Here is a 26,549-nt window from a genome sequence, read left to right as displayed (position 1 = left end):
GGGTGACAGGTGTGATCGACGCGACTGTACCGCGCATCTCACAGTAAGTGACTAGCGAGTAGCGCGCGCTCCCTGTCGCAGCGATCAGACCGCGCTCTGATCGGCTCCCGTGTCTTTGCGACGACGCGTCCACAGCAGGCCACCGGCCGCGGCGGCGACCACGACGACCGCGCCCAGAATCCACCACCACGTGGAGCCACCGGCAGCGGCATCGTCCGAGGCCTCGTCGTCGGCGTTCTCGGCCGCAGGCGGCTCCGCGTAGTCCGGCTCGCCCGCGACGTCGCCCACCGCTTCGGCGCGCACACGGATCGGGATCTCGCCGGTCTCCTCGGCGTCGCCCGCGCTGCGATTGACGAAGACCGCGCAGTAGTAGTCACCAGCCAGCGAGGCGTTCGCGACCTCGCCAGTGATCTCGCGATTACGGTAGGCGACCTCGGGCGTCGCGTTGGTCAGGGTCACCGCCTGCGTCCCGTCGTAGTACGCGCTCGCCGCCTCGATGTCGACCGGCGAGAATGCCCCGCGATTGGACCCGTAGGTATCGACGCGGACCAGCAGGTCAGGACCCTTCAGCGCGCCCGCCACCGTGCCGCTCTGGTCGAACGTCGCCTCGCACACGCCTTGCTGACCCCACTCGACCGGCATGCGGTAGAACAACGCCTCGCCGGTGAGGATGGTGTCGGAATAGGTCACGGCGGGTTCGAGCTCAGGCGCGCCGCTGAAGCTGGGCGTGCCAGCGATGGGTTCCGCAGAAGAACCCCCGGCCTGCAGCTGCGGGACTTGGTAGGAGTTCGAGCCCTTGGGGAGCGCTTCGAGGTCGGTGACCTCCGGCTCCTCCACCACCAGCAGCTCCAGCGCCTTGCTCTCTTCGGTGTCGGGCGTTTCGACCGACAGGATCGGGTTGCCGCCTCCACACTCGGTGAGGTCCTCACTGGTCAGAATCGACGTGGCCGTCACCGGGGTGTTGCGGGTAAACGCGCCGATCGCCGCCGCGCTCACCGGGATGGTGCAGGGCTGACCGTCCTCACCCAGCACGCTCAGCTCGATGCGTTCGCGCTCGGCCAAGCCCCTCATCGTGGGCCGGATCGTCGCACTCACGAACACCGCCCCGCCTGCGGGGTCGGGCAGTTCGTATGTCTTCGTCGCCGAGCGGTCGATGGTGTCAAGCCACTGACCGTCCTCCATCGCGGTCGCGTCCTCGGCCGTCGATCCGCCGACGATCGGCCGGCCAGCGGCTTCATATCCGCGTGCCGCGCGAACAGACAAGCGCTCCAAGGTGTTGGGGAGAGCGCCGATGTCCTCGACGTCGTAGTAGGTGCCGCCACCGGCGCTGGCGATGCACGAAAGCTGTTCGCGAGCCTTCGAGCCGACCTGCAGTCCGATGGTGTCGATGCGCAGGTCGATGCCGCGCTCGACGATACGACCGGCGATCTCGCACGGATCGACGTTGCAGTTCTCCTCCCCGTCGGAGACGAGGACGATGCTGCGGGGGCCCTCATCGGGAAGGTCGTTGGCTGCCTGCTCGAGGGCGTAGGCGATCGGGGTGTTGCCCAGCGGCTGCAACGCTGCGACGCCACTCTTCAAGGCGTCGCGATCGAGCTCTTCGACTGGAGCCAGCAGGTTGCTGTCCTCGCAGGATCCCGCGCCGTCGGAGATTTCGGCCCCGTAGGCGCGCAGGCCGACGCGCGCCTCCTCGGGCAGTTCGTCGATGACCCGGTTGAGGCTGGCCTTCGCTGCCTCCATGCGGGTGCTTCCGCGTCCGTCGGGCTCCGCCATCGAACCCGAGGCGTCCACAACGAGGACGAGTGAGCCAGGATCACCGTCGCCTGACTCCTGCTCGGCATACGCCGTCGCCGGCAGCAGACAGACGGCTAACGTGATGGCGATCACACCGCCACAAAAGCGCGCTGGATTTCGCCTCGATCCCCAGTCCGTAGTACTTTCGTCCCGGAACGTCCCCCAAGTCATGGCTCGCAGTGTATCGGTGCTCCTCCTTGGGTTGGTTCACGAACGCTTCGGGGGTGTTCCTTTCCTGACTATGTGCTCGTCGAAAGGAGCATGCCGATGCCCGGCGTCGTTGCGCTCACCTCGTTACGCCCGGATCTTGGGCTCGAGTCGCAGGTCGGTGGCCTCGGCGTCATGGACATCCGGCATCCTGAGGCTGCGGAGCAGCTCTTGGGACGTTGGTCTGACGAACCGGTCCTCGTGCTGTGCACGCAGGCCGATCTCGACAATGCCCGATCGGTGGTCGCATTGGCCGCGACCCGCTTTCCCTCCCTGCGGGCGTCGGTCGAAGCGCTCCCCGGCCCGAGCCTGACTCTCGCCGAGCTCGGGCGGCGGGCGGCAGCTCAACCCGACCTCGTGTCGAGCGTCGCCGCTCTCGACTCCCTGCGCGAAGCAGCGTGGATCGCGGCGTGGCTGCCGCAGGTGCGCAAGCTCGCGACAGTGAACCCGTCGATGGGCCAACATCTGCGTTCCTATCTCCCCGGTGCCGGATTCCTCGTCGAGTTCGCCCCGGACCCGCACGTCACGACGCTGACGGGACCTCGCGCCCAAGGCCGCGCCAAGCAGTCGCAACCGCGACGCGCCAAGTCCCGAGGCGCCGAACCTGCGGACTTCTCCGGCCACACACTCGTGCACTCGTCGACCGACATCAGCTGGCTCGTCGACGATGTGCGGCGCTCCCTGAATCTCGGTGCCGCCGAACGCGGTGAGCCGCTCCACGACGTCGTGGACGCGCACGGCTCATCGCGCGTTGTCGAATTCGTGACGGTGCGACCCGACCTCGAGCCGGACATCCACCGTCGTCTCTCCCACGCGGTCGAGTGCGCAGCCTGCGGCGCTCACCATCCCCGCTCGGTCTGTCCCTGGTGCGGGATGACGACCGATCAACCTCTCCTCGCGACCCCCGACCAAGGAGCCACCTGGTGAACCCCCGCCAACGCACCGGCGTTCTTCTCATGATCGGTTCAGCGCTGCTGGCGATCGTCTTGTTCTTCGTCGTCTCGAACTACGTCTCCGGCGTGAACTCGAAGGTCGCGCCCATGGTGACGGCGTACTCCGTCGCAGACGGCATCGACGCGTATCAGGTGATCCAGTCCGACGACGTGGAGGAAGTCGAGATTCCGCGGCGCTATCTCCCCGAGGCCGCGGTCACGAACATCGACGACATCGTGGGACGACGCGCCGCCTTCAACATCGCACAAGGCACCTACATCGGGTCGGACATGCTGCGGCCGAATTCGTCGCTCGGCGACAACGAGCGCGAGGTCGCTTTGACCGTCGATGCAAAGACCGGCATCGCCGGACGAGTGGCCCCCGGCGACTTCGTCGACGTCATCGCCGTGCTGCAGCCCGAAGAAGGGCCGGCCAGCTCGCAGGCAGTGGCTCGCTCCGTCCGTGTTGTCTCGGTCGGCGGCGTGGAGGTGCGAACGGAACAGCCCAGCCGTAACGAGCTCCAGGAACGCGAGGTCATCCCGGTGACTCTCGCACTCACACCGGAGCAGACCTACGCCGTCACCCTCGCGGATGCCACGGCAGTCACGGTCCGCCTCATCGGCCTGCCCGACGGCCTGGAGAGCGATAACCGCGGCGGCGAGCCGACCGGCACCAACACCGCCATCCTGCAGAGTCAGATCAGCTGAGGGGTCATGTCATGAGCACAAAGGTCATCATCGCCGCCCCCCACCAGGACGCCGCGGCCGAACTCGCCGGGCTCCTCGCCGAGCTTGAGGACGCCACGGTCGTCGACATCGCCGACACCAGCGCTCGTTTGGAGCGCCTCGTCGGCACGCACCAGCCCGATGTGGCGTTCGTTCACGAGGGGTTGGGTCCCGTCTCGGCGATGGACACGGTGCGGACGCTCGTCGCCCGCTACCCCGGCACGGCAGTCCTCGTCGTGGCGGACAATCCCTCGTCGGACTTGTTCGCCGCAGCCATGGATGCGGGCGCGCGCGGCGTCCTTGCCCGTCCTCTGGTTCTCGACGAGCTCGTCCAGCGATTCGAGGCGGCCGCTCAGTGGTCCGCCACGATGCGCTCGCTGCTCGCCCAGGATTCGACGCCGTCGGACGGCGCGTTGTCGCGAGGATCGGTGATCGTAGTCGCGGGTGCCAAGGGAGGCGTCGGCACGACGACCGTGGCGGCGCACCTGGCTCACCACCTCGTTCGGGCAGTGCGCGGTCGTAGTGTCTGCCTCGTCGATCTGGATCTCGAGGCTGGCGACATCGGCACTCTCCTCGGAGTGACGCACCGCCTCGACATCTCCGATCTCGCGAAGGTGTCCGACGACCTCAGCGTCGCGACGATCAACTCCGCACTTCACCGGCGCGCCGACGGCGTCGCCACGTTGCTGGCTCCCACGCGCTTGGAGGACGTGGGCGAGATCGGTGAACGCGAGACGGTCATCATCCTCGCAGCATTGCGCCAACAGTTCGACATCGTCATCGTGGACGCCGGTTCTCACGTCACGCCGAGCAGCGCTGCCGCGGTGGAAGTCGCCAACAAGGCCGTTCTCGTCTCCACGCCGGACGTCCTCTCCCTGCGCGCCGTCCACCGGACGATCACGCATTGGCAGCGTTTCGGGTCACGCGAGCCCGAGCAGGTGTCGATTCTGCTCTCGCAGGTCTCCCGACACCACGAGATCCAGCCCGAAGCAGCCGCACGTCTCGTGCCGGTGGCTCCGCTCAAGACCTCCATCCCCGATGCTCCCAAGACTCTGGAGCGGGGGATCAACCACCAGAACCCCGAGAAGGTCGACGACAAGGACCACTGGGCCGCGATCGACCAGCTCGCGGGCGAGCTCGGCTTGCTCGGCGACAGCGGGCCCGAAGCACCTCGCGTCAAAGCGAAGCAGCGCCGAGGTCTTCTCGGGTCGCGCCGCGCCGAGGTCGGACAAGCGGCACTGGAATTCACTGCACTTTTCCCGCTTGCACTCTTGACCATGGCGCTGTTGTGGCAGGTCGCGCTGTGGGCGGTCGCGATCGTGTACACGGGCAATGCGGCCGACGAAGGGGCTCGTTCGGCGGCTATCGGCGGTTCGCCTTCGCAAGTAAGCCGGGACGCTCGTGCTGCGGTGCCGGGCTGGATCGAGAACGGCATGAGCGTCTCGACTCCGGCGCAGTCCGTTCGCGTGCGTACCGAGTTGCCCATCTTCGCTCCCGGCTTGTCGTTCAATGGGCTGGCCTACACCTCGACCGTTCACTACGTTCAGGAGTGATGCCGATGCGCACGCGACAGCTGCACCGTGACCGCGGTACCACTGCACTGGAGATGACGGCCCTCGTGCCGCTCGCCGTTCTGGTGTTGTTCGTCTTCATCCAGGGCGCGTTCGCGCTGTACGGCGTGACTGCCACCCAGACCGCCGCACGACAGGGCGCACGCGCGTACTCGCTCGACCAGAACGCGAGCGCCGCCGTGGACAGTGCCCTGCCGTCGTGGATGCGCCACCGCGTCGAGACCTACGGCCCCGGTCATGGGGTTCGCGTGCAGGCCGACATCCCCGTGATCATTCCGGGAATGAGCTTCACGATCGAGCGTAAGGCGGTCATGCCGTGAAGCGTCAGACGTTCAAGTCCGACTCGCTGCGCACAGCCGATGCCGTCAGCCGCGACATCCAGGCCGACGCCGAGGCTAGCGACGACGCGCTGGTCGCGGAGTTCCGCGAGAAGCTGCTCGAGGAGATCGACCTCAACGAGCTCTCCCGCCTCGAATTGTCGCAGCGCCGCGCGCGACTCGAACGCGTCATGGCACACCTCGTGGGGCGAGACGGTCCGCTGCTGTCGAGCCGTGAACGAGCGAGTCTAGTGCGGCGCGTCGTCGCCGAAACCCTGGGCCTCGGCGTCCTCGAACCGCTGCTGCTCGACGACTCCATCACCGAGATCATGGTCAACGGACCATCGACGATCTTCGTCGAGCGTTTCGGTCAGGTGGAACGTGCGAAGGCGCGCTTCGTCAACAACGAGCAGTTGCTGCAGACGATCGACCGGATCGTCTCGGAGGTCAACCGCCGTGTCGACGAGTCCAGCCCCATGGTCGACGCGCGTCTGCCCAACGGCGAACGTGTCAACGTCATCCTTCCGCCGCTTTCGCTCGACGGTCCCGTGCTGACGATCCGCAAGTTCCCCAAGCCGTTCACGATGCAGGAACTGATCGACCGCGGCACCCTCACGGCGCCGGTCGCGGCGTTCCTCGACGCCTGCGTCAAAGCCCGGCTCAACGTCGTCGTCTCGGGAGGCACAGGTTCGGGTAAGACCACGCTGCTCAACGCGGTCTCGGCCTCGATCCCCGACGGTGAGCGCATCGTCACGATCGAGGACGCGGCCGAGCTGTCGCTGCAGCAGCAGCACGTCATCCGGCTGGAATCGCGTCCCGCCAACGTCGAAGGCCGAGGACAGATCACCATCCGTGACCTGGTCCGCAACAGCCTTCGTATGCGTCCGGACCGCATCATCGTCGGCGAGGTCCGCGGCGGCGAGACGATGGACATGCTCTCGGCCATGAACACCGGTCACGAGGGTTCACTCACGACAGTGCACGCCAACTCCCCCGAAGACGCCATTCATCGTCTCGAGACGCTCGCCAGCATGAGCGACCTCGAGTTGCCGTTCACGGCGATCCGCGAGCAGGTGCGCAGCGCGGTCGACGTCATCGTGCAGCTCAATCGTGCCAGTGACGGCACCCGCCGCGTCATGGAAGTCGTCATGTTCGTCCCCGCCGACGACGACGGCAACCGCCGTTCCCACGTCGTCTCGCGCTTCGACGAGAACCGTACTGACGGCACGACGCGCGGGTCGCACGTCATTGGCAGCATCCCGCGCAGCATGGCAGCGCGTCTGCAGCGTAACCAGGGGTACTTGCCCGAGGGCATCCCGGTCGCGCTCGGAGATCAGCCCGTGGGCAGGAGGCTCGCGCCGTGACCGTCTCGGTCCTGCTGCTCATCGCGACTCTCGCGCTCTTCCTGTTGGCCATCACGCAGTTCCTCACGGCCAGCAACGAGCTGAGCCGGCTGCGACGCGCCATCGACCCTCGCGATGACGAGGGAACCGGGCGCGCGTCGACCGCTCGCCTTGACCGGCTCATTCAGTCCAGTCCGGTGGGCCCAACGCTCGAGGCCGCGCGCTTGCAGATCGGCGCACCGCTGACCATCTCGCAGCTCACTGCGCTGATCATCGCTGCGAGCGTCAGCCTGGGGGTCATTCTCGGATCGATGCTCAGTTGGCTGTTGTTCCCTCTCGGCGTGCTGCTCGGCGTCTACGCGTTTCGCTGGTACGTCCGCCGCAAGGCCGACCAACGGCGCGAAGCCTTCATCGCTCAGATGCCGGACTTGGCCCGCACCTTGTCGAACGCCGCCTCCGCCGGACTCTCGGTGCGCACCGCGATCGCGCTTGCCGCCGAAGACATGGAGGAACCAGCGCGTTCCGAGCTCACCGAGGTGAGCAACCAACTCGGGCTCGGGCGTTCCCTGGAAGAGGCTGTCGGCGACATGGAGAAGCGCCTGCCGTCGCGCGAGGTCTCGGTCCTGGTCAATTCGCTCATCGTGAGCGCCCGCTCCGGCGGCGCCCTGGTGTCCGCGTTGCGCGACATCGCCACCACCTTGGAGACTCGCAAGGAACTGCGTCGGGAGATCCGCACGACCTACGCCCAGACGGTGGCGACGGCATATGCCGTCCTAGGCATGGGCCTGCTCTCGCTCTTCCTCATCGAGCAGATCAATGAGGGCAGCGTCGACGCGATGCTGCGCAGCAACGTCGGCCGGATCACGCTCATCGCCGCAGGCGGCATCTATGCGTTCGGCGTGTGGTTGGTACGACGGATGACCCGGGTGGAGGTCTGACATGCTGCCTCTGCTGTTCGGCCTCGCCAGCGTGGCCGTCGCGATCATGTTCGTCGCCGGGTACCGGGCGGCCCGGGCCGACACGCTCGCCGGATTGGATGTCGCCGACATCGCCCTGCTGCGCGACAAGGCGCAGAAGAAGCAGCGTCTCGGGCCGCTCGACCGCATCGCGCGACGCTACGCACCGGTACTCGAGTCACTCCTCGGCGCCAAGCGCATCGAGGCGCTGCGGTTGCGCATCGAGATGGCAGGCCGTCCCAACGGGATGACCGTGACGACGTTCCTGGAATTGGTCGTCAAGTACGCCATCCTCCTCGGGACTGCCTCCCTCGCGTTGCTGTCCCTCGGGCAACCGCTCTCGGCCGTCGCCGTTCTCGCAGGTATCTACTTGTTCCCGATGAGCCGGCTGAGCGGACACCTGAAGAACCGGCGCGACCAGATCGACACCGACCTTCCGGACATGCTCGATATCCTCGCCGTGACCGTCGGTGCCGGCATCGGCTTCCGATCGGCCCTTGAGCGCGTGGCGTCGCGGTTCGAGGGACCGCTGCACGACGAGATCATGCAGACGCTGCGCGAACTCGACGTGGGCGTTCCGCGTCGACGCGCGTTCACCAATCTGCGGGATCGGTGCCAGTCCGAAGCGATGAACTCCTTCGTCTCGGCGTTCCTCCAAGCAGAAGAACTAGGCGCTCCTCTCGCGGAGAGCCTCAGTCACATCGCTCGTGACAGCCGCAGGGACGCTTCACAGCGCGCGCGGCGCCGTGCTGCGCAGATGGTACCGCGGGTCACCCTCGTCGTCTCCATCGTCATGGTGCCCCCGACAGTGGCGGTGATCGCCGTGGGCCTCTACCTCGGCTCGGGGATCGATCTCGGGAGCGTGTTCAGTGGCGGATGAGGCGCACGATCTGCTGACCCGGCTGACCAAGGTGACCTTCCTGGCGCGGATGGGGGTCATCCTTGTCGGCGTTGCTGCAACGCCGGTCGACCGACGGTTGGAAGTGCTCCTCGTCGTCCTGCTGACCGTGATCGCGGCACTCGGGCTGTTCCGCACCGAAACCGTCACCCGCGTCATCGCGCGTCACCCCATCCTGATCGTCGTCGATACGCTGCTCGCCGGCCTCGTCGCGGGTGCGGCAGGCGCCGACAGCCTGCTTGCCCTGTATGCGCTCTCCACGGCATTGCTCATCGGTATCTACTTGCCGCGGTGGTATGCGGCGATGCTGGCCGTCGTCCTCGTCGCCACGTTCGTCCTCGCCTCGCTCGCCACCGCCGACCGCCCCGCGCTCGACGCTGTCGAGTGGACAGTTCCGGTGGCGATGGCCGTGATCGTGTTGCTCGGCTCCGCCACCCGACGACTCCACGAGGACACCGTCGCCAAGTGGCGCACCATCACGATGCTCGAAGCGCGATCCGGTCGGCAGTCCGAACGGCTGCGCCTCGCTCGCGACATGCACGACTCCGTCGCCAAGTCCCTCCATGGCATACAGATCGCCGCCGCCACGCTCCCCCGCTGGATTCGCGAAGATCCGGAGAGGGCCGCACGGCGATCGGAGGAGATCGCGGCCGCCGCCACGCACGCCACCAGCGAAGCACGCATGCTGCTCGAGGGGTTGCGCGAGAGCGAACTGTCCTTCGCCGAGATCGTCCAACGGCACGTGGAAGAACTGGAAGCCGGGTTCAACGGGACGGTCAAGCTCGAGGGCGCCGAGGACCCCCGCTGGGACGAGCTGTCTGCCGCGGTACTCCTCCAGATCGATCTCATCCTCGGCGAGCTGCTGGAGAACATCCGCCGACATAGTCAGGCGTCGCAGGTCGTCGTCGCCTTCGCCAGCGAGCCCACGTGGACCATCCGGGTGGAGGACGACGGGGTGGGTTTCGATCCGGCCCGGGTGCCCTCCACGCGCTTCGGGCTCACCGGGGCGCACGAACGCCTGGCGCTGCTCGACGGGGAGCTGAGTATCGAGAGCACGCCCGGCCGGGGCACGCGTGCACAGGCCACCATTCCACTCTGCCCACAGCTCGAGAACGCCTAAGTCCTAGGGGGACGCATGTCAGCTGTCACGGTCGCGATCGCCGACGACAATGCGGTCGTTCGTATGGGTCTGCGGAGCCTCCTCGAGTCGAGCGACCGCGTTGAGCTGATCGGCGAGGCGTCCGATGGGCAGGAGCTGGTCGAACTGGTCGAGCGCGAACGACCCGACGTCACGCTCTGCGATATCCGCATGCCTCGCCTCAACGGCCTCGGCGCCCTCCATCGAGTAGCGGATCTGACGCGCTTCGTCATGCTCACCAACAACGATGACGAGGCGACCGTACGCGAGGCGATGCAGACTGGCGCCCGAGGTTATCTCGTGTACGGACATCACGATGGGGACGAGATCCTCGCCGCCATCGTCTCCGTCGCCAACGGCTCGACCGTCTGGGGGCCCGCCGCCACCCAGGCACTGCTCTCTCCCTCCGCTGCGCCGTCGACTCGTGACAGCGGCCACCCGGCCGCCGCTCATCTGTCGGAACGCGAACGCGAGATCATGGAACTCGTCGCTGCCGGCAAACGCAACGCCGAGATCGCCAGCACCTTGTTCCTCGCCGAGAAGACGGTCAAGAACCACCTCAACCGCATCTTCCCGAAGCTCGGTGTGACGACCCGGGCGGAGGCGATCAGCCTGTGGCTGAGCCCCAAGTCCCGCCACGAGTCCGCGGAGGTTGGGCCCTGAGTTGGGTCGCCGGGCCCATCCGTCCCGGCTCGACTCTCCGTAATGTCATGGCTGTCGGGAACACCCGGCCGCAGACCACCCGGTCCGACGAACGGGCCACAGCATCACAAGGAGACACCATGGACAAGCTCATCGCCCTCTACGCCACCCTCACCTCGATGGTCGCCGCTCCGCGCGACAAGGAAGAGGGCCAGGGCACGCTCGAGTACGTCGGCATCGTCATCGTCGCCGGCATCCTCGTCACGGCGATCGTGACCGCTCTCGGTGGCGGCGACACCATCTCGAGCGCCATCACCAGCGGCATCAACAAGATCACCTCGCTGGGCGGCTGATGATCGTGCAGCGTTCACGCGACCACGGGCGGGAGCGCGGCGCCGCCGCGAGCCTGCTCGTGGTCGCCGGCGTTCTCGTGGGACTGGCGGTCTTCACCCTCATGGTGTTCCCGATCGCCACCGCCACCGACGCCAAGTCCCGCAACCGTACTGCCGCAGACGCCGCCGCCCTCGCCGGAGCGGAAGGTATCGTCGGCGACCTCGAGAGCGTCCTGCTCTCCGGGTCTTGGAGCGGCGGCTGGGGCAACCTCGCGGACCTCACCGACAGCGGCCTGACGGCCGCGCAGAATTACATGAGCCGCAACGATTCACAGGCCCGACTCGTGTCATACAGCTCACGCTTGGAGGGCCTGACGTGGGTAGTCGAGGCCGAGGTGGAGAGTCCGCCGGTCAAGGCGGGCACCAACCCGGTCCGCAGTTACGCCCGGGCTGAGGTAGGCCTTCCGAACTGCTCGTTCGACTACGAGGAGGTCGAGCCGACGCCCACGCCGGAGCCGACCGAGCCGCCCGAGGAGGGCGAAGAGCCCCCCGAGGAGACCCCGCCTCCTCCGCCACAGCCCGGACCAGATCGGATCATCACGTGTGATGGGCGCGAGTGGATCGTCGAGGACCAGGGGACGGTCGAGGACCCGGACTACGAACTTCCCGGGGGACTGATCTCCGCCCTACTGGACGACCTGAAGCCCCGCCTGGTGGCATGATCTGAGAGGTATCGACATGGAACGCACCGCAGTGGTGGTGACCGCACTCGGGTGCGCGATCGCCACGGCCCTCGCGAACCTCGTCGCCGCTTTCGTGGGCATCAACGGCAGCACCACGGGCGGCATGTGGATTCGCACCGCCCTGGTGATCGCCGTGATGCTCGTCGTGGCGTCGCGCAGCGCCAACCGGCGCGAAGCCGAGGGTTTCCCGCTTCCCGAGGTTGTCGGGCTCTGCATCGGCTGGGCCCTCAACCCGTTCTCCTGGATCGGGCGTTCCTTCGTCGGTCAATGGTGGGCCGACGGCAACACCACCATGGCGATGGCCTTCGATTTCGGGGCCTGGATCGTGACCGCCATTCTCATCGGCCTCGCCGTCAAGCGCGTGCGCTCCGCTCAGGACGTCGCAGGAGTCCGGCGATGAGCGCCTCAGGACGCAGGTTCGGCCGCCACGTGCGAGCCGGCCACGAGTCCCCACTGTTCGAAGGCACCACGTTCGGCTTCGATGATCGAGGCCGTCCCTCGCTGAAAGGACCCGAGACGATTTCTGCGCAGCACATCGACGGCGATCACGTGCCCGGAGCGCGTGACGTGCGCGATATCGAGGTCGAACCGCATTCGCAAGCCGTGCACGTGCCGGCAGGGACGCAGCCAGAGGGCGCCGTCGATCCCGTCTCGGCCGAGCAGCCCACGCCGGCGGCTTCTGGCCGTGTCAGCGATCTCCACCGGCGCCACATCCCGGCCGTCCACGATCAGTCGCGTCATGGCGCGATGGTAGCCCGCGGACGCCGCCACCAGGAGCGTGGACAGGGCTCGCTCGAGCTCACCGGCATCATCGTCACCGCCGCCATCCTCGTCGCCGCCGTCATCGTGGCCACGACGACGCAGAGCGATCGGATGGGCAACACCATCGCTTCGACGATCTGCAAGATCGTCACCCTCGGTCAGGGCAACTGCGGCGACGCCGACACCGCGGCGCGCCCGCCCTCGGACTACCTTCCCAGCGAGCCCTGCGTCATCAACGGATCCGGCAGCTCCACCAGCGGACAGGTCGGCATCACCTTCGTGAAGATCAGCGCCTCGGAGGGCTGGCTGATCGAGGAGCTCGGTGACGGCACGTTCCGGTTGACCCGCATGACCGACCTTGGGGTCGGAGGCACCGTCGGTATCGGCTTCGGCGCGACCGTGACCGTCGACGGCGACCGCATCGGTGTCGAGGCACAGGCGGGCGCGTCATCGTCCCTCGTCGGCAAGAGCGGCGACGTCTACATCGCCGACTCCCTTGAGGAGGCCCAGGAGATCCTGTCCCAGAAGGGCACCGACGAGACGAAGGACTTCTGGCTCGGCGACGACAATCCAATTCGCGACGGCTGGGACTGGGCCTTCGGCGCGGGCGAGCACGAGCAGCGCGAACCCGATGAGTGGTACGAAGCGGCCGGTCAGAGCACCGAGGGCTCGGCGAACGCCACGCTGCTGAACGGCGACGCCGGCGCCACGGGCCAAGTCGAGTCGTTCCTCGGCACGCGCTACCGCTCCGACGGCACCAGCACCGAGTACTTCGAGGCCTCGATGGAAGGCGAGCTGAGCGCCGGCGTTGTTGTCGCCGGAGCAGGACTGCAAGGTGCCATGGGCGCCATCGTCGAGGTCGATCGCGACGCCGACGGCAATCCGACCGCCATGCGTCTCGTCTCCTCGACGATGGGCGACGCGTACGCCTACGACGACCCGTCCAACAAGGAGACGCCGGAGACGACCCGCACCACGATCGAGATCCCGCTCGACACGCAGGAGGGCCGCGACCTCGCCGCCCGCACGATGTGGGCCGTCGGTCTGCCGCTCAACGGCGTCTTCCCCGACGTGGATTCCAGCGCCTGGGCCGTCCCTGGTTTCGACGCCGCCTCCGTCGGTCGAGACCTCGGCGAGTTCGCCCGCGACCACGGCAAGATGTGGCGAGAGACCTTCACCGAAGACGTGTCGACCAACGGTTTCAACATCACCGGCAAGCTCGGCGGCGAGCTCGGCGGCGGTGCTGAGTGGAGTGACACCAGCATCACCACGACCGGGGCCGAGTACTACGACGGCACGGGCTGGGTCGAGCGTCCCGGCTGTGCGGCATGATGGCCTGCATGCGTGCTCGACGAACGATCGCCCTCGGTCTCCTCGGTGCCGTGATGCTCGCCGGCTGCTCCGGAGGAGGTGACTCCGTGCCCGACGACCAGGCTCTCAAGCCGATCGAGACTCCTGAGGGGTGGACCGAACAGGAGATCGGTGGGGTCACGTTCGCAACCCCGCCCGAGTGGGAAGAGCTGGAACTCCCCGACTCCACCGAGGGCACCGCGCGCATCGGTTTCGCTGACGAGCCGAGCAGCTCCGGCTCGACGGGCGGCATCATCGTGATGGTGCTTCCCGAGGCTCGGTTCCCGGCCAAGACGCAGGCGCAGACGTTCGTCACCAGCGCCAAGAACCAGGAACAGGCGTCCGGCGACGAGATGTCCGAGTTGGTGTGGCCGGGCGCGGAGGTCGCGTGGTACGCCACCTACACCGCTGAGGTGGGCGCTGAGGAGACGGTGCCGCATCCGACGGCTCACCTCGTTCTCGACTTGGAGAACGGCTACCAGGTTCAAGCCACGGTCCGCGCTGAGGAGGGCAGTCCTGCTGCCGATCACCTCGAGGATGCGCTGGCCACCATTCGCGTGTCCGACGACGTGAAGATCACGGAGGGCGCGTGAACGACGGAGCGTCCTCGATGCACCGCACCGTTTCACTCTTCGCGATCGCCTGCCTGGCCGCTCTCGTAGTCGGACCGTTCGCTGCGTGGATGGCGCACGAGCAAGGGGCCATGCCGGGCACCTTCTCGGCTGAACGTCACAGCGCCGGCGAGGAGTTCCGCGTCAGCGAGCCTGGGCGCAATGTCGCGATCTGGGCGTTGCCCGCCGAGGTGGACCGAGCGTCGGTGCGCTGCACGAGCAACGGCGAGCTGCTGGGTCTCGCCGAGGAGCGCACCACGCAGGTCGATGGCGAGTCTGCTGTGCTGCTGCTGGACGACGAGTTCCTCTCGCTCGAGCGGCTCTCGTGCAGCGGCGGCGGGGTCCAGGAGCTCGCGCTCTCCTCGCGGATGGCCGAGAGCACCTCGCGCACGATCACGATCGGCGCGCTGGTCGCCACTCCGGCGCTGTTCGTCGTCGGACTCGTCCTCCGCCGGCGCGGGTTCCGCTGGCCCGTCTGACTCAGTCGCCGACCAGAGTCTCCGTCGGCTGACGGCGCCCGCGCGCGAGCGTCACCACCGCCAACCCGGCGAGGATCAGCACGAGCCCGCCATAGGTCGCCCACGGCAGTGCCTCGCCGAGGAAGATCGCGGCGAGCATCGCCCCCACCGGCACTTCGAGCAGGAGCGCCAGCGAGATCACCACCGGCGTCATCACGGCGAGCAGGTGGTTGATGACCGAGTGCCCGAGGAACTGCGCGCAGACGGTGACCGCGGCGATGAGCGCCCAGTCTCGCGCAGCGAATCCGCCGAGTGGCACGCCGCCGATGAGACAGACCGCGAGCAAGGTCACGCCGCAGACGCCGTAGACGAGGAATGTGTAGGTCGTCGTGCCGAGCGTCTCGCGCGCCCGTGCCCCCGCGACCACGTAGAGCGCGGCGAACAGGCCGCCCGCCAGCGCCAGACCGTCACCGATGAGGGCATCGCGCGACAGCGACAGATCGACGCCGGTGATGACGAAGACTCCCCCGATGGCCAAAGCGCACCCCGCCACGACGGCGAGCCCCGGACGCACGCCGCGCACCACGTCGATCAGTACCACCCAGAGGACCTGCATCGACACGAGGGCGATCGCAGCGGCGACCGAGGTGAGCTTGAGCGAGGAGATCCACGTCGCGAAGTGTGCGGCGAGCATGACCCCGGCGAAGGCCACCAGCAGCCAACGCCGACGGCTCTGCGTCGTCAGCTCTCCGCGCCCTCTGGTCAACGCCGTCGGGGCGAGCAGCACCGTCGCAGCCGCGTTGCGCCAGAACGCGATCGCCAGCGCCGGAGCCGTCGTCGCTGCCATCAACGGTCCTGAGGCCGAAACTCCGAGGATCGCGACGGCGAGCAGCAGTACGGTCACCGTCACAGTCTCGCGCGTGGGGCTGCCGCGGCCTCACGCCGGTAGGGTTTGAGCGTGAGCACGACCACCGGACGCATCTTCCTGTCCCGCATCGTCGGGCAGGCCGTTTTCGATCCCGTGGGCGACCAGGTCGGCAAACTTCGCGACGTGGTGCTCGCCGTGCGGTCTGCACGACAACGTCCTCGCGTGCTCGGCCTCGTCGTCGAGGTACTCGGACGACGACGGGTCTTCCTGCCGATCACCCGCGTCACGTCGATGGACTCAGGACAGATCATCACCACCGGCGTACTCAACGTCCGCCGGTTCGAGAAGCGACGTGCCGAGACGCTCGCCGTGCACGAGCTCTTCGACCGCACCGTCACCTTCGGTGAGGGGCTGACCGGCACGGTCTACGACATCGCCATCGACCAGGACCCGCGACGGGACTGGTACGTCTCCGACGTCGCCGTTCAGGAGAAGAGCAAGCGCTTCGGCCGGCGCGGGGCCAGCCATGTTCTGGAATGGGATCAGCTGACCGGTCTCGCCCAGGAGGAGATCAGCCAAGGCGCCACGCACCTGCTCGCCACGATGGACGAGATGCGTCCGGCGGACCTCGCCAACGCGCTGCGGGATCTGACGCCCAAGCGGCGTCTGGAGATCGTCGCGGAGCTCGGCGACGAACGGCTCGCCGACGTCCTCGAGGAGATGCCGGAGAAGTTCCAGGCAGAGATCCTCGGCGTCCTCGATCCCGAGCGCGGCGCCGACGTGCTCGGGGAGATGAGCCCCGATGACGCCGCCGACCTCCTGGGCGGACTCCCGGCGCAGGCGGCCGAGCAGCTCCTGCGGCTCATGGAACCCGATGACGCCGAGGACGTGCGGCGCCTCATGATCTACGAGGACCGCACCGCCGGCGGCATGATGACGACCGAACCGGTGATCCTGCCCCCGGGGGCGACCGTCGCGGAGGCGCTCGCCATGGTCCGCGAGCCGGAACGCCCGCCCGCACTCGCCGCGATGATCTACGTCTGCCGTCCTCCGGTCGAGACGCCCACCGGACGCTTCCTCGGGGTGGTGCACTTCCAGGCGCTGCTGCGTGAACCGCCGTCGACGCTGGTCGGCGCCATGGTCGAGGGCGACATCGACTGGCCCCGCCCGGAGGCCTCGCTGTCCCACGTCGCCAACCTCCTGGCCGCCTACGACATGGTCGCGTTGCCCGTAGTCGACGAGAACCAGCATCTCCTCGGTGCGGTCACAATCGACGACGTCCTCGACCATCTGCTGCCCGAGGGGTGGCGCGAACAAGACGACACGTCCACGGAAGGGGGTCTGGTCCGATGACCGATCGAGAGCGCGCACGACTCGACCAACCGCGAGAGCTGCGCCGATCGTTGCGTCCGCGCCGCGAACCCGACCCTGAACGCTTCGGCCGGTTCGCTGAGGGCGCGGCACGCTTCCTCGGCACGGCGACGTTCATCATGTGGATGACGATCTTCATCGCCGTGTGGATCGTCTGGAACGTGCCGTGGGGTCCGGACCGTCCCCGCTTCGACGAGTACCCGTTCATCTTCCTGACGCTCATGCTCTCGCTGCAGGCGTCCTACGCCGCTCCGTTGATCCTGCTCGCGCAGAATCGGCAGGAGGCCCGCGACCGCATCGCGGCCGAACAGGACCGCGATGCCGCGGCCCGTGCCCACGCGGACATGGAGTTCCTGACTCGCGAGGTCGCCAGCCTGCGGCTGAGCCTCGGCGAGGTCGCGACACGCGACTTCCTGCGCAGCGAGTTGCGCTCCCTCGTCGCCGAGCTGGAGCGCGGCGACGACACCGAGTCCGCCGAGCAGACCCCCCGCTGACCCGTCGGCGGTCCGCCTCGCGGGCGGCCGCCGTCCGGGCTGGAGCAGGGCCGTACGATGGGAGCCATGGCTGCCGTCACCGAAGACCAGGTCCGCGAGGCGCTCAACGCCGTCAACGACCCGGAAATCAAGCGACCGATCACCGAGCTCGGGATGGTCGACACCGTCACCATCACCGACGACTCGATCACGGTGCGCCTCCTGCTCACCGTGGCCGGCTGCCCGCTGAAGGACACGCTCAACCGCGATGTCACGGCGGCGGTCACGAAGGTCGCCCCGGCGCACCTCGTCTCGGTCGAGATGGGCGTCATGACCGACGAGCAGCGCAAAGCCATGCAGGAGCACCTGCGCGGCGGCCGCGCCGAGCGCGAGATCCCGTTCGCGCAGGCCGGGTCGCTCACCAAGGTGTACGCGATCGCCTCGGGCAAGGGCGGCGTCGGCAAGTCGTCGGTCACCGTCAACCTCGCCCTCGCGATGGCGCGTCGCGGTCTCAAGGTCGGCATCGTCGACGCCGACATCTACGGACACTCGATCCCCGACATGCTCGGCCTGGGCGACCAGCGCCCCACGCAGGTCGAGGAGATGATCATGCCGGTCCCGGCGGCCGAGGGCATGAAGGTCATGAGCATCGGCATGCTCAAGCCCCGCAAGGACCAGGTCGTCGCGTGGCGCGGCCCGATGCTCGATCGCGCACTCGTGCAGATGCTCGCCGACGTGTACTGGGGCGACCTCGACGCCCTCTTCCTCGACCTTCCCCCCGGCACGGGCGACATGGCGATCAGCCTCGGACAGCATCTGCCCGGGGCCGAGGTCGTCGTGGTGACCACTCCGCAGCAGGCCGCCGCCCAGGTGGCCGAGCGCGCCGGGACGATGGCCTCGATGATGCACCAGCGCGTCGTCGGCGTCATCGAGAACATGTCATACCTGCAGCTCCCCAACGGTGAGCGCATGGAGATTTTCGGCTCCGGCGGCGCCGACGAGGTGGCCAAGGGCCTGACCGCACGCCTTGGTTACGACGTCCCGCTGCTCGGCCGCGTTCCGCTCGAGGAGAAGCTGCGCGAGGGAGGCGACACCGGCCATCCCATCGTGGCGGCCGATCCCGCGGCGCCGTCGGCGACGGTGCTGCAGGACATCGCCGACACGCTGAGTGGTCGCCAGCGTGGGCTCGCCGGCATGCAGCTCGGGCTGTCTCCCGCCGGTCGCCTGTGATTTCAAGGCCCTGATCCGTGTTCGGAATGGGTTGGCCGGAGATCGCGGTCATCCTCATCGTCGCGATGATCGTGTTCGGCCCGGACCGGCTGCCAGAGCTCGCCCGCCAGGCCGCACGGATGGTGCGGACGGTCAAGCAGATGGCCGACAACGCCAAGTCGGACCTCCAACGCGAGATCGGTGACGACTGGCGCGACCTCGATCCCCGCGCCAGCGTCCGGGAACTCCTCGAGGAGGACAGCGGCACGACCCCGTCCCCCGTGAAGGAGACGCGCATCCTCCGCCCCGGTGAGATCCCGCCGTTCGACGACGAGGCCACCTGATCTCAGTCGCTGATCTCGGCGTACAGTTCCTCGGCGACGCGGCGCAGGATCGTGCCGCACGCGTCATCGAGCCGGTCGGCGTCGGACATGTCGAGCGCGACAGCGCGGCCCTCGCGGGCCTCCTCCCTCATCCGGTGCGCCACCTGCACGGCTGTACCGAAGCCGATGTGCCCTTGGAGGCGCACCACCGTGCGGTCGTCCTCGTGTTCGAGATTGACCAGAGGCGCCGATGTCTCGGGGCGGTCGGCGAACATGTGGAGCCCGAAGCGATGGGAGAGCTCCTCGAGCGCCCGCACGCCACGCGTGCTGTTGCCCACCGCGTCGAGCCTCGGGCTGAACGCCGCGACGCCGAACTCCGAGGGATCGACGGCGGTGATGCCCCCGGAGACGCCGCTCTTCGCGGGAAGCCCGACCCGCGCGGCCCACTCCCCTGAGGCGTCGTACATCCCGCAGGACGCCATGACGGACACCGCGTCGCGAGCGACCGCCGCGTCCATGACCTGCTCACCGGTGACGGGATTGCGGCCACCGAAGGCGAGGGTGGCCGCCATCGTGGCGACGTCGCGGGCGTCGACGCGTACGGCGCACTGGCGGAAGTACGCGTCGAGTGCAACGTCGACAGGGCAGGCCAGGGCGCCGTGGGATGCGAGCACGTAGGCGAGCCCGCGATTGCGATCGCTGGACTCCGACTCGGCCGCTGCGACGTCCTCGTCCACCGCGAGATCGCGTCCCGCGCACCGGGACATGAACGAGAGCAGGGCATCGACTTTCGCGTCGGCGTCGCCACCCGGAGCCATGGACGTCGTGGTGATGGCACCGGCGTTGATCATCGGGTTGGCCGGCCGCCCCGTCTCCGGCTCGACGCTGATGGCATGGAACGGCTCCCCGGTCGGTTCCAGACCGACTCTCTCGAACACGGCGTCACGACCGTGCGACTGCAGCGCGAGGGCGAACGCGAACGCTTTGGAGATCGACTGCACGGTGAAACGGTGGTCGGCGTCGCCGGCAGCATGGACGTCGCCGAAGGGGCCGACGAGCACCAGGGCGAACAGGTCCGACTCCGGCGCGTCCACGGCGTTCTCAGCGGCGAGTTCGCCGTCGTCCTGATCGCGAAGGTCGTCCAGGACCGAGGTCAGGGCATCGGCAACGGGGTCGCTGTCCATGCCCTCTATGCTCACACGCCGACGGGACCCAGGAAGCGTGTGCGGCCGCGCGACGGCTCTCGGTGCGAGAGGGCCGCGCGAAGCTGTGCCCTGCCCCGGTGGATGCGTGAACGCACCGTTCCCAGCTTGACGTTGAGGACGTCGGAGATCTCCTCATAGCTGAGACCCTCGACATCGCAGAGTACGACGGCGACACGGAACTCACGCGGAAGCGAAGCGAGCGCGGACTCGACGTCGGGATCGAAACCGGCGTCGTGCACCACGTACTCGGGAAGCACGTCGGCGCTGGGCATCCGCTCCTCGGCGCCGTCGAAGAGCGCGAGCGTCTTCTGCCGCTGTGCCTTACGGGCCTTGTCGAGGAACAGGTTCGTGGTGATGCGGTGAATCCAACCGGCGAAGTTACCCGGCTCGTAGCTGTCGAGCGAGTTGAACACGCGCACGAAGACGTCCTGCATGAGGTCCTCGGCGTCCTGGCGGTTACCGGTGAGGCGGTAGGCCAAGCGGTACACCTGGGCCGAATGCGCTTCGACGATCTCGTCCCACCGCTGTGTGTTCGACTCCATGTCTCGATCCTCGGACGTGATACTGAGAAGAGCCCCAGAAACGGCTGACGGTTCGCCCAGTCGCCTTGTGACGTTCTTCACTAACAGTGTCTCATGATGTCGCTGTGTCCGCGAGTCCGGCCCGGCATCGCAGTGACGAAGCGCTAGGCTGAGGCACGACAACGGTTCGGACGAGGAGAGCATCATCACCACCGCAGCGAGCCTGGCCTTCGCCGAAGACCTGCACCCCGAAGACGACCACGCCGCCAGCGCGCGCGCCCACGGCGAGCGGCTCGGAGCCACTCCGGTCAGCCCGGGCGCAGGCGCCGCGTTGTCCTTCCTCGCAGCCTCGGTGTCGGCCAAGGCCGTCGCCGAGATCGGCACCGGTGCCGGCGTCTCGGGCCTCTATCTGCTCCGCGGCATGGCCCCGGACGGCGTCCTGACCTCGGTCGACTTCGAGGCCGAGCACCAGCGGCTCGCCCGCGAGGCGTTCGCTGCCGCCGGGATCGCTCCTCAGCGGTTCCGGCTCATCACCGGTTCAGCGCTCGAGGTACTCCCCCGGCTCATCGACCACGGCTACGATCTGGTGTTCGTCGACGGCGACAAGGTCGAGTACGGCGAGTACCTGGACGAGGCGCTGCGGCTGGTCCGGCCCGGCGGCGTCATCGTCTTCGATAACGCCCTCTGGCACGACCGTGTCGCCGATCCGGCCCAGCGCGACCCGCAGACGACGGCGATCCGCGATCTCATCACCCGCGTGCGCAACGAGGAATCGCTGCGCAGCCTCCTCATCCCGCTCGGCGACGGCCTGTTGGCCGTGCAGGTCGCGGGCTGACCTACTGCTCGAAGCGGGGCGCTGAACGGAACCCCGCAGGGCCGCGCACGACCGCGACGACCTCGAAGGGCTCGATGACGGGGGCGACCCCCACCGCGAGCGTGGCCGGCGCCTGGTCGGCGGCGGCCGTGAACTCGTTCTGGAACTCCTGGCGCGCCTCGGCCGAGACGAAAACGTAGGTCCCCTCGAACCACTCCCCCTCGCGGGCGCGCCATGTCTTGAAGCGCAGCCCGGGGAGGTTGGCGAAGCGCGTGAAGGACTCGTCCTCCACATAGGCCCTGAGCTTCTCCAGGGCACCCGCAGGTGCGCTGGTCAACGACCAGCGCACCGAGAGTCCGAACACGTGCTCAGACAGCCTTGAGAGCTTCGCCGAGTGTCTCTGCTTCCTCGTTGGTCAGCTCGACGACAAGTCGTCCGCCACCCTCGAGCGGGACGCGCATGACGATGCAGCGTCCTTCCTTGGTGACCTCCATCGGTCCGTCGCCGGTCCGAGGCTTCATCGCCGCCATCTGTTCCCCTCTCGTCGTGGACGACGGGCGATGGCGCCCGCCGTGCCTGTCCATTATCGCCTATCGCACCGACACGAGGCGACAGACCCGTCCACGTTTGTCCCTGGAACGGTCAGTCGGCGCGTCCGATGGGACGCGCGACGCAGTCGGCGAGGTGGTCGTTGACCATGCCGGTGGCCTGCATGAGCGCATAGGCGGTGGTCGGCCCCACGAAGGCGAAACCGCGACGTTTGAGCTCCTTGGCGAGCGCGGTGGACTCCACCGTCACCGCCGGCACCTCGGCCATCGTCCGCGGCGCTGGATGGGAGGCGGGGCGGAACGCCCAGATCAACGCATCGAGTCCACCGTCCAGCTCCACGACCGCACGGGCATTGGCCACGGTGGCCTCGATCTTGCGCCGGTTGCGCACGATTCCGGCGTCCTCCATCAGTCGCTCGATGTCAGTGGCGCCGAACGCCGCCACGGCGGCCGGGTCGAAACCCGCGAAGGCAGCACGGAACGCCTCGCGCTTGCGCAGGATGATCGACCAGCTCAGTCCGGACTGGAACGCCTCCAAGCTGAGCCGCTCGAACAGGGCGACGTCACCGTGAAGTTCGCGGCCCCACTCGGTGTCGTGATACTCGCGCATGAGCGGATCGACGTCCGTCGCCCAGGCGCACCGCACCTCCACCGCGTCAGTCCTTCTCGACGAACCAACGCACCGCGTCCTCCACGTCGTCGGTGACGTGGATGCGGTCGAGGTCCTCCTGCACCATCATTCCGGCGGGCAGCATCGTGGTGCGGAGCCAGTCCATGAGGCCACCCCAGTACTCGGTGCCGAACAGCACGATGGGGAAGGTGGTGATCTTGCCGGTCTGCGAGAGGGTCAGCGCCTCGAACAGCTCGTCCATCGTGCCGAAACCGCCGGGCATGACGATGTACCCCTGCGAGTACTTCACGAACATCGTCTTGCGCACGAAGAAGTACCGGAAGTTGATGCCGATGTCGACCCAGTCGTTGAGACTCTGCTCGTGCGGCAGTTCGATGCCCAGGCCCACGGACACGCCGCCGCACTCGCTCGCGCCCCGGTTGGCCGCCTCCATGATCCCCGGGCCGCCGCCGGTGATGACGCCGTATCCCTCCTCGCAGAGACGGTGAGCGATGCGGCGCGCGGCCTCGTACATCGGAGCGTCGGGGGCGGTGCGGGCGGAACCGAAGATCGCGACCGACTTGCCGAGCTCGGCCAGGCCGCCGAAGCCTTCGACGAACTCCGCCTGGATCCGCAGGACTCGCCAGGGATCGGTGTGGACCCAGTCATGCGGACCGCGGTGGTCCAGCAACCGCTGATCCGTCGTCGAGTCGGGCACCTGGTCGCGTCGCAGGCGCATCGGACCGCGCCGGTACTCCGAGGGCCGCTGCTCGGTCATGAGGTCAACCACCTTGTCAGTCGTTCGTGCACGGAACGCACCTCGGCGACGCGGACGTGCTCGTCGGCCTTGTGCGCGAAAGAGGGATCGCCGGGTCCGTAGTTGACGGCCGGGATCCCGAGCAGGGTGAACTTGGCGACGTCGGTCCAGCCGAACTTCGGGCCGACCTGTCCACCGACCGCCTCGACGAAGGCGGCCGCGGCGGGCCGATCCAGGCCGGGCAGGGCGCCTGGGGCGGAGTCGGTGACGATGAGGTCGAAGCCCTCGAACACCTCACGCAAGTGAGCGAGCGCTTCGTTCTCGCTGCGGTCGGGCGCGAAGCGGAAGTTCACCGTCAGCACGGCGTCATCGGGGATGACGTTGCCACTCACTCCCCCACGCACGCCCACGGCGTTGAGACCTTCGCGGTACACCAGGCCGTCGATCTCGACCTCGCGGGCGACGTACCTGTCGAGCGTGGCGAGCGCAGGCGCGAGCTTGTGGATCGCGTTGCTGCCCATCCAGGAGCGCGCCGAGTGCGACCGCTCGCCGGTGGTGCGGATCTCGACTCGCATCGTGCCCTGGCATCCCGCCTCGACGCCCGCGTTGGAGGGCTCCATGAGGATGGCGAAGTCGCCCTCGAGCCATTCGGGATGCTCACGCGCGATGCGGCCGAGGCCGTTGTGTTCGGCAGCGATCTCCTCGGCTTCGTAGAAGACGTACGTCACGTCACGGACGGGAGCGTTCAGCTCGGCAGCGAGCTTGAGCGCCACCGCAACCCCGCCTTTCATGTCGCAGGTGCCCAGGCCCCACAGGGTGTCCCCCTCGAGGCGCGCCGGCAGGTTCCCGTTCTCAGGAACAGTGTCAAGATGCCCGGCGATGACGACCCGCTCGGAACGACCGAGCGACGTGGCGGCGACGAGCGTGTGACCATCGCGGCGGACCGTCAGGTGCGGCAGGACCGAGAGCGACCGTTCGACCGCGTCGGCGATATCAGCCTCGTGGAGGCTCTCCGAGGCGATATTGACGAGGTCGGCGGTGAGGTCGACGACGTCGACCGACAGATCGAGTTCAGGCACGTCCCCACCCTAGGGCGTCTCATGCACGCTCGAAGACGCAGAACTCGTTGCCCTCCGGATCGGCCATGACCGTCCACCGGATCTCTTGGTCACGAGGCCGCAGGATCGTCGCCCCGCGATCGACGAGGTCATCGAGCGTCGCTCCCGGAAGCAGCCGCACGTCCCAGTGGATACGGTTCTTGACGGCCTTCGGTTCGGGCACGGGGACGAAATCGAACGATTCCACCGGCGCTCCGGGGATGCCGTCGAGGTGACTGTACCCGTCGCCGTCCTGGGCGGGCACGCCCCACACCTCGCCCCACCAGTGGGCGATGCGCTCGGGGTCGGCGGCGTCCACCACCACGTCCTTGAGCCCGGTGCGATGGTGCGGCTCGACGACGAAGACGCAGAGCTCGCCGCCCTCCGGGTCCTCGAATACGGTCCACGGGAACTGGCCGTCCTCGCTCAGCTGCGGAGACGAGGCGAAGGGCTCGAGATCGTGCGCGGACAGGTCGAGGTGGACGCGCTGCTTGACGCTCTTGGGCTCGGGGACGCGATTGAGCCAGATGGTCTGGCCCGGATCGTCGCCGCGCAGCACTCCCTCACCGTTGTGGTTGAACGCCTCGAACCGCAACCCGAGCCGCTCCGCCCACCACGGACCGACGCGATGCGGATCGACCGCGTCAATGCACAGATCCTTGAATTCCACCAGCGCCGTAGCCATGCCCTCACGCTAACCCCGTCCGCCGACACCCGCGAGCAACCAGCGAGCGGGCGCGGTCGCACAGCGGCGGGCCCGTCGTAGTTGGTCGAGTAGCGGCAAGCCCCCGACGTAGGTGGTCGAGTAGGCCCGAGGGACGAGGGCCAATGGAGCCGTGGCAACGGGGGCGTAGCCGCCACGGAGCGAGACCAGTGGGGTGACGTGGGCTCGCTCCATCGCGGCTACGCCCCTCTTGCGATGGCTCCATGTCGGTCGCTGAGCGACCTCCTACTCGACCACCCGATCAGGGGCTGTGCACAAGATGCGGAAAGTGTCGGTGGCCTTCTCTAGATTGGGAACATGATCGAGAGCACGCCCGACGCGCAGGTGGCCTTCATGGCCGAACTGCGGCGCGAGAGTGCTCAGATGGACTACCGACGCTGGGCTGCGATGCTCAAGTTCCTCGACGCCGAGACGGCGCGGATTGAGCGGGAGGTCGAGCCGCAGCAGCGCGACCTTGCTCTGGCCGCGGTGCGGTCGGTGGTGGCCCAGGCGAACGGCTGGAGCGAGCATCAGGCCGCGGGTCGGATTCACGAGGCTGAGACTGCTCGAGATGACCTACCCACTGTCTGGAAGGCGTTCGGCGAGGGTGAGATCGACGCCGCTCGCGTCTCGGTCATCGCGAACGGCGCATGGAAACTCACCCGCGAGCAATCGGTCGAAAAGCTCGACCGACGCAGCGTCGCGTATGCGGCCACGCACACCGTCGGCGAGTTGCGGCGGTGGGTGAAGCGGTTCATCGCCCGCGTCGAGCCCGATGAGGTCGAGAAGCGGTACGAGGACGTCGTCGCCGAACGGTCGGTCACGATTCATCATCATGAGGACGGCACCGGCGACCTGTTCGCAGAGAACCTGCCCTCGTATGTCCTGGCTGGGATCGATCAGCGCCTCGACCACGCCGCGAAGTCACTCAGTGAGGACGACCGGACCCTGCATCAGCGCCGCGCCGACCTGCTCGTCGACGCGCTCGACCACATCGACCCCGACAACGAGCCCGCCCGCACGCCGAACATGGCGATCGGTGTCATGGTGCCCGCCTCCACGGTGGCCGGGATCGACGACCAGCCCGCGATCAGCGCCGACCAGGACTGGGTGATCCCCGCGAACGTGCTGCGCACACTCGCCGAGAGCGGCAACCCGTTCTGGTACCGGCTCACCACCGACGACCGCGACAACATCCTCGCCACCCGCTACGACGGCCGATACCCCTCGCACCACCTACGCAACGCAATCCGCTTCCGCGACGGCACCT

The 26,549-nt window shown here is 68.0% G+C and carries 32 protein-coding genes; 21 read left to right on the top strand and 11 right to left on the bottom strand.

The genetic code is table 11. The annotated features are described in order from the left end of the window. Window positions 1-84: 84 nt before the first annotated feature. Window positions 85-1,887, bottom strand: coding sequence for a vWA domain-containing protein (locus tag EHW97_RS10320; RefSeq protein WP_166367476.1), 1,803 nt, complete (start codon window positions 1,885-1,887; stop codon window positions 85-87). 174 nt (window positions 1,888-2,061) lie between these two features. Between EHW97_RS10320 and EHW97_RS10315 the strand changes: the two genes are divergently transcribed. From EHW97_RS10315 to EHW97_RS10260, 12 genes are all read left to right on the top strand, one after another. Continuing rightward, window positions 2,062-2,928, top strand: a complete 867-nt coding sequence (locus EHW97_RS10315) for a hypothetical protein (protein ID WP_124237088.1) — start codon at window positions 2,062-2,064, stop codon at window positions 2,926-2,928. Next, window positions 2,925-3,641, top strand: a complete 717-nt coding sequence (gene cpaB / locus EHW97_RS10310; RefSeq protein ID WP_124237087.1) for a Flp pilus assembly protein CpaB — start codon at window positions 2,925-2,927, stop codon at window positions 3,639-3,641. Before EHW97_RS10315 ends, cpaB begins: the two co-directional genes overlap by 4 nt. 11 nt (window positions 3,642-3,652) lie before the next feature. Continuing rightward, the gene (locus EHW97_RS10305; protein WP_124237086.1) at window positions 3,653-5,212 is read left to right on the top strand and encodes a P-loop NTPase; all 1,560 of its coding nucleotides are present in this window, start codon (window positions 3,653-3,655) and stop codon (window positions 5,210-5,212) included. A gap of 5 nt (window positions 5,213-5,217) precedes the next feature. Next, the gene (locus tag EHW97_RS10300) at window positions 5,218-5,550 is read left to right on the top strand and encodes a TadE family protein (protein WP_166367475.1); all 333 of its coding nucleotides are present in this window, start codon (window positions 5,218-5,220) and stop codon (window positions 5,548-5,550) included. Further along, complete coding sequence (locus EHW97_RS10295; RefSeq protein ID WP_243696388.1) at window positions 5,547-6,911, top strand: TadA family conjugal transfer-associated ATPase; 1,365 nt, start codon at window positions 5,547-5,549, stop codon at window positions 6,909-6,911. Before EHW97_RS10300 ends, EHW97_RS10295 begins: the two co-directional genes overlap by 4 nt. Beyond that, a complete protein-coding gene (locus EHW97_RS10290; protein ID WP_124237084.1) occupies window positions 6,908-7,828 on the top strand; it encodes a type II secretion system F family protein in 921 nt (306 codons plus the stop codon). The genes EHW97_RS10295 and EHW97_RS10290 overlap by 4 nt, the downstream gene beginning before the upstream one ends. Window position 7,829: 1 nt before the next feature. Further along, window positions 7,830-8,726: a type II secretion system F family protein gene (locus EHW97_RS10285; protein WP_124237083.1), complete on the top strand. Its 897-nt coding sequence runs from the start codon at window positions 7,830-7,832 to the stop codon at window positions 8,724-8,726. Further along, on the top strand, window positions 8,716-9,864 hold the full coding sequence (locus EHW97_RS10280; RefSeq protein WP_124237082.1) for a sensor histidine kinase: 1,149 nt from the start codon (window positions 8,716-8,718) through the stop codon (window positions 9,862-9,864). Before EHW97_RS10285 ends, EHW97_RS10280 begins: the two co-directional genes overlap by 11 nt. Before the next feature lie 15 nt (window positions 9,865-9,879). After that, window positions 9,880-10,545, top strand: coding sequence for a response regulator (locus tag EHW97_RS15340; RefSeq protein ID WP_124237081.1), 666 nt, complete (start codon window positions 9,880-9,882; stop codon window positions 10,543-10,545). A gap of 119 nt (window positions 10,546-10,664) precedes the next feature. Next, on the top strand, window positions 10,665-10,877 hold the full coding sequence (locus EHW97_RS10270) for a hypothetical protein (RefSeq protein ID WP_124237080.1): 213 nt from the start codon (window positions 10,665-10,667) through the stop codon (window positions 10,875-10,877). A gap of 5 nt (window positions 10,878-10,882) precedes the next feature. After that, window positions 10,883-11,578: a hypothetical protein gene (locus EHW97_RS15335; protein ID WP_166367474.1), complete on the top strand. Its 696-nt coding sequence runs from the start codon at window positions 10,883-10,885 to the stop codon at window positions 11,576-11,578. A 16-nt stretch (window positions 11,579-11,594) separates the two neighbouring features. Continuing rightward, window positions 11,595-11,999: a hypothetical protein gene (locus EHW97_RS10260; protein WP_124237079.1), complete on the top strand. Its 405-nt coding sequence runs from the start codon at window positions 11,595-11,597 to the stop codon at window positions 11,997-11,999. A gap of 5 nt (window positions 12,000-12,004) precedes the next feature. Here EHW97_RS10260 and EHW97_RS10255 read toward each other — a convergent pair whose 3' ends face one another. Then, on the bottom strand, window positions 12,005-12,340 hold the full coding sequence (locus EHW97_RS10255; protein ID WP_124237078.1) for a DUF192 domain-containing protein: 336 nt from the start codon (window positions 12,338-12,340) through the stop codon (window positions 12,005-12,007). 6 nt (window positions 12,341-12,346) lie between these two features. Between EHW97_RS10255 and EHW97_RS10250 the strand changes: the two genes are divergently transcribed. From EHW97_RS10250 to EHW97_RS10240, 3 genes are read left to right on the top strand one after another with little or no spacing between them, the layout of a single operon-like run. Then, a complete protein-coding gene (locus tag EHW97_RS10250; RefSeq protein ID WP_124237077.1) occupies window positions 12,347-13,693 on the top strand; it encodes a hypothetical protein in 1,347 nt (448 codons plus the stop codon). A gap of 8 nt (window positions 13,694-13,701) precedes the next feature. Then, window positions 13,702-14,304 (top strand): hypothetical protein, encoded by a 603-nt coding sequence (locus EHW97_RS10245; protein ID WP_124237076.1) that lies wholly within the window; start codon window positions 13,702-13,704, stop codon window positions 14,302-14,304. Then, window positions 14,301-14,801, top strand: coding sequence for a hypothetical protein (locus tag EHW97_RS10240; RefSeq protein ID WP_124237075.1), 501 nt, complete (start codon window positions 14,301-14,303; stop codon window positions 14,799-14,801). The genes EHW97_RS10245 and EHW97_RS10240 overlap by 4 nt, the downstream gene beginning before the upstream one ends. A 1-nt stretch (window position 14,802) precedes the next feature. Here the strand turns inward: EHW97_RS10240 and EHW97_RS10235 are convergent, their stop codons facing one another. Next, on the bottom strand, window positions 14,803-15,684 hold the full coding sequence (locus EHW97_RS10235) for a DMT family transporter (protein ID WP_208001988.1): 882 nt from the start codon (window positions 15,682-15,684) through the stop codon (window positions 14,803-14,805). 54 nt (window positions 15,685-15,738) lie between these two features. Here EHW97_RS10235 and EHW97_RS10230 point away from each other — a divergent pair, with 54 nt between their 5' ends. The 4 genes from EHW97_RS10230 to tatB all read left to right on the top strand — a co-directional run bounded on the left by EHW97_RS10230 (window position 15,739) and on the right by tatB (window position 19,045). Further along, complete coding sequence (locus tag EHW97_RS10230; protein ID WP_166367473.1) at window positions 15,739-17,001, top strand: magnesium transporter MgtE N-terminal domain-containing protein; 1,263 nt, start codon at window positions 15,739-15,741, stop codon at window positions 16,999-17,001. Next, on the top strand, window positions 16,998-17,513 hold the full coding sequence (locus EHW97_RS10225; RefSeq protein ID WP_124237074.1) for a DUF1003 domain-containing protein: 516 nt from the start codon (window positions 16,998-17,000) through the stop codon (window positions 17,511-17,513). Before EHW97_RS10230 ends, EHW97_RS10225 begins: the two co-directional genes overlap by 4 nt. 66 nt (window positions 17,514-17,579) lie before the next feature. Next, complete coding sequence (locus tag EHW97_RS10220; protein WP_124237073.1) at window positions 17,580-18,722, top strand: Mrp/NBP35 family ATP-binding protein; 1,143 nt, start codon at window positions 17,580-17,582, stop codon at window positions 18,720-18,722. A 26-nt stretch (window positions 18,723-18,748) separates the two neighbouring features. Continuing rightward, window positions 18,749-19,045, top strand: a complete 297-nt coding sequence (gene tatB, locus EHW97_RS10215; protein ID WP_243696387.1) for a Sec-independent protein translocase protein TatB — start codon at window positions 18,749-18,751, stop codon at window positions 19,043-19,045. Window positions 19,046-19,047: 2 nt separating this feature from the next. Here tatB and glsA read toward each other — a convergent pair whose 3' ends face one another. Next, window positions 19,048-20,208, bottom strand: coding sequence for a glutaminase A (gene glsA / locus EHW97_RS10210; RefSeq protein ID WP_124237071.1), 1,161 nt, complete (start codon window positions 20,206-20,208; stop codon window positions 19,048-19,050). An 11-nt stretch (window positions 20,209-20,219) separates the two neighbouring features. Next, the gene (gene sigE / locus EHW97_RS10205; RefSeq protein ID WP_124237070.1) at window positions 20,220-20,771 is read right to left on the bottom strand and encodes an RNA polymerase sigma factor SigE; all 552 of its coding nucleotides are present in this window, start codon (window positions 20,769-20,771) and stop codon (window positions 20,220-20,222) included. Window positions 20,772-20,919: 148 nt separating this feature from the next. On the opposite strand from sigE, the gene EHW97_RS10200 reads away from it, so the two are divergent. After that, a complete protein-coding gene (locus EHW97_RS10200) occupies window positions 20,920-21,585 on the top strand; it encodes an O-methyltransferase (protein WP_341770291.1) in 666 nt (221 codons plus the stop codon). 1 nt (window position 21,586) lies between these two features. Here the strand turns inward: EHW97_RS10200 and EHW97_RS10195 are convergent, their stop codons facing one another. The 6 genes from EHW97_RS10195 to EHW97_RS10170 all read right to left on the bottom strand — a co-directional run bounded on the left by EHW97_RS10195 (window position 21,587) and on the right by EHW97_RS10170 (window position 25,261). Next, window positions 21,587-21,928, bottom strand: a complete 342-nt coding sequence (locus EHW97_RS10195) for a hypothetical protein (protein ID WP_124237068.1) — start codon at window positions 21,926-21,928, stop codon at window positions 21,587-21,589. 4 nt (window positions 21,929-21,932) lie between these two features. After that, window positions 21,933-22,094, bottom strand: a complete 162-nt coding sequence (locus EHW97_RS10190) for a DUF3117 domain-containing protein (protein ID WP_166367472.1) — start codon at window positions 22,092-22,094, stop codon at window positions 21,933-21,935. 112 nt (window positions 22,095-22,206) lie between these two features. Next, entirely contained in the window at window positions 22,207-22,764 is a 558-nt protein-coding gene (locus EHW97_RS10185) for a DNA-3-methyladenine glycosylase I (protein ID WP_279432310.1), read from the bottom strand. A 4-nt stretch (window positions 22,765-22,768) separates the two neighbouring features. After that, entirely contained in the window at window positions 22,769-23,500 is a 732-nt protein-coding gene (locus EHW97_RS10180) for an LOG family protein (protein ID WP_124237066.1), read from the bottom strand. Beyond that, window positions 23,497-24,558 carry a succinyl-diaminopimelate desuccinylase gene (gene dapE, locus EHW97_RS10175; protein WP_124237065.1) on the bottom strand — a complete coding sequence of 354 codons (1,062 nt, stop codon included), beginning with the start codon at window positions 24,556-24,558 and terminating at the stop codon, window positions 23,497-23,499. The genes EHW97_RS10180 and dapE overlap by 4 nt, the downstream gene beginning before the upstream one ends. A 19-nt stretch (window positions 24,559-24,577) precedes the next feature. Further along, on the bottom strand, window positions 24,578-25,261 hold the full coding sequence (locus EHW97_RS10170) for a VOC family protein (protein ID WP_124237064.1): 684 nt from the start codon (window positions 25,259-25,261) through the stop codon (window positions 24,578-24,580). A gap of 336 nt (window positions 25,262-25,597) precedes the next feature. Between EHW97_RS10170 and EHW97_RS10165 the strand changes: the two genes are divergently transcribed. Further along, window positions 25,598-26,549, top strand: a 952-nt coding sequence (locus EHW97_RS10165; protein WP_124237063.1) for a DUF222 domain-containing protein, incomplete at its 3' end; no start/stop codon positions are given.

It is taken from the genome of Aeromicrobium camelliae, assembly GCF_003850045.1.
Taxonomy (GTDB): Bacteria; Actinomycetota; Actinomycetes; order Propionibacteriales; family Nocardioidaceae; genus Aeromicrobium; species Aeromicrobium camelliae.
This window is presented reverse-complemented; position numbering and strand designations above follow the sequence as displayed.

Excerpts from the sequence above, each read along its gene's own strand:
- EHW97_RS10315 (WP_124237088.1), top strand. The coding sequence starts at position 2,062 with ATGCCCGGCGTCGTTGCGCTCACCTCGTTACGCCCGGATCTTGGGCTC.
- EHW97_RS10305 (WP_124237086.1), top strand. The coding sequence starts at position 3,653 with ATGAGCACAAAGGTCATCATCGCCGCCCCCCACCAGGACGCCGCGGCC.
- EHW97_RS10300 (WP_166367475.1), top strand. The coding sequence starts at position 5,218 with ATGCGCACGCGACAGCTGCACCGTGACCGCGGTACCACTGCACTGGAG.
- EHW97_RS10285 (WP_124237083.1), top strand. The coding sequence starts at position 7,830 with ATGCTGCCTCTGCTGTTCGGCCTCGCCAGCGTGGCCGTCGCGATCATG.
- EHW97_RS15340 (WP_124237081.1), top strand. The coding sequence starts at position 9,880 with ATGTCAGCTGTCACGGTCGCGATCGCCGACGACAATGCGGTCGTTCGT.
- EHW97_RS10270 (WP_124237080.1), top strand. The coding sequence starts at position 10,665 with ATGGACAAGCTCATCGCCCTCTACGCCACCCTCACCTCGATGGTCGCC.
- EHW97_RS10260 (WP_124237079.1), top strand. The coding sequence starts at position 11,595 with ATGGAACGCACCGCAGTGGTGGTGACCGCACTCGGGTGCGCGATCGCC.
- EHW97_RS10255 (WP_124237078.1), bottom strand. The coding sequence starts at position 12,340 with ATGACGCGACTGATCGTGGACGGCCGGGATGTGGCGCCGGTGGAGATC.
- EHW97_RS10250 (WP_124237077.1), top strand. The coding sequence starts at position 12,347 with ATGGTAGCCCGCGGACGCCGCCACCAGGAGCGTGGACAGGGCTCGCTC.
- EHW97_RS10245 (WP_124237076.1), top strand. The coding sequence starts at position 13,702 with ATGCGTGCTCGACGAACGATCGCCCTCGGTCTCCTCGGTGCCGTGATG.
- EHW97_RS10225 (WP_124237074.1), top strand. The coding sequence starts at position 16,998 with ATGACCGATCGAGAGCGCGCACGACTCGACCAACCGCGAGAGCTGCGC.
- EHW97_RS10220 (WP_124237073.1), top strand. The coding sequence starts at position 17,580 with ATGGCTGCCGTCACCGAAGACCAGGTCCGCGAGGCGCTCAACGCCGTC.
- tatB (WP_243696387.1), top strand. The coding sequence starts at position 18,749 with ATGGGTTGGCCGGAGATCGCGGTCATCCTCATCGTCGCGATGATCGTG.
- glsA (WP_124237071.1), bottom strand. The coding sequence starts at position 20,208 with ATGGACAGCGACCCCGTTGCCGATGCCCTGACCTCGGTCCTGGACGAC.
- sigE (WP_124237070.1), bottom strand. The coding sequence starts at position 20,771 with ATGGAGTCGAACACACAGCGGTGGGACGAGATCGTCGAAGCGCATTCG.
- EHW97_RS10190 (WP_166367472.1), bottom strand. The coding sequence starts at position 22,094 with ATGGCGGCGATGAAGCCTCGGACCGGCGACGGACCGATGGAGGTCACC.
- EHW97_RS10180 (WP_124237066.1), bottom strand. The coding sequence starts at position 23,500 with ATGACCGAGCAGCGGCCCTCGGAGTACCGGCGCGGTCCGATGCGCCTG.
- EHW97_RS10170 (WP_124237064.1), bottom strand. The coding sequence starts at position 25,261 with ATGGCTACGGCGCTGGTGGAATTCAAGGATCTGTGCATTGACGCGGTC.